This is a genomic window from Streptomyces sp. NPDC047525 (assembly GCF_040643025.1).
Lineage (GTDB): Bacteria > Actinomycetota > Actinomycetes > Streptomycetales > Streptomycetaceae > Streptomyces > Streptomyces durmitorensis.
Window position 1 is genome coordinate 1 of sequence record NZ_JBEYTL010000056.1, and the last position, 1,244, is coordinate 1,244.

1 protein-coding gene is annotated in these 1,244 nt (G+C 73.0%); it reads right to left on the reverse strand.

Features of this window, described 5'->3' with window-relative positions:
- On the reverse strand, nt 1-1,244 hold a 1,244-nt coding region (locus ABZ833_RS45615; RefSeq protein ID WP_361060047.1), incomplete at both ends, for a polyketide synthase dehydratase domain-containing protein.

Below are 1,244 nucleotides of genomic sequence, written 5' to 3' on the forward strand. Positions count from 1 at the left end.
GGGGCGAAGGCGGAGGGGAAGCCGCCGAACACCCGGTCACCGACGGCGAAGCGGGTGACACCGGGCCCCGTCTCCACGACCACACCCGCACCCTCGGCCCCGAGACCGTCCTCGAACTTGGCGAGGCCCAAGGATCCAGCCACGTCCATGAAGTTGAGGCCGGCGGCGCGGACCTGGAGCCGTATCTCACCCTCCTCAAGCGGCCGGGTGGCGCGCGGGTTCTCCGCCTTGCCCACGTCGTCGAACGTGCCGGCCCCCAGCGCGTCGATACGCCAGTCCGTGCCGGCGCCGAATCCGCCGACCCCGGCGATCTGCCGGCCGTCGACCCCGCGCACGAGCCGGGCTGCGAGCAACTCGCCCTTGCGTACGGCGAGTTGGGGCTCGGAGCCGGACAGGGCGAAGGCCAGGAGGCTCCCCCAGCCAGGGTCGGACGTCGCGCCGCTTTCAGCGTTGGTGTCGGTTTCGATGTCGAGGAGTACGAAGCGGTCGGGGTGTTCGGTCTGCGCGCTGCGGATGAGTCCCCAGGCGACCGATGCGGACAGGTCGGTGACACCGGGATCGTCGGGTCCCTGCCCCGTGCCCACCGCGCCTCGGGTGACCACGACGAGCGGCACGCTCTCCAGGCGTTCGTCCGCGACCCACGCCTGCACCGTCAGGAGCAGCTTCTCGGCGAGTTCGTGCGCGGCCGCCGGGACATCGACCGCCTCCGGAGCCGCGATCTGCAGTACCGCGCACTGCGGCAGCGCACCACCCGCATCGAGCGACGCAAGGAGCCCGGCAGTGTCGGTGTGGGCGACGACACCGGGCAGGGCGGACCCGAGCAGGAACGGATCGGCGCCCAGGACCGCGGCCGAGTAGACCGGGGCGGACTCGGCGGCCGCCGCCGGGAACCACTCCAGCGCGAACAGACCGTCCAGATCCGTCGTGGCGGCCGACAGCCGGGACGGGTCCACCTTGCGCAGCCGCATCGCCTCGACCAGCGCGACAGGAGCCCCTGCCGGGTCGGCGGCGGCGACGCGCACCGTGTCGTCGCCCGTGCTGCGCAGCAGGACGCGGATGGTGGCCGCACCGGTGGCGAACAGCGACACCCTGTTCCAGGTGAAGGGCAGCCAGACACCCTCCGCGGCAAAGCCCTCGTGGAAGCGCTGCGCGTGCAGGGCGGCGTCCAGCAGGGCGGGGTGCAGGCCGAAGCGGGCGGCGTCCTCCTGGGCGTGTTCGGGCAGGGTGACCTCGGCGAACAGCAC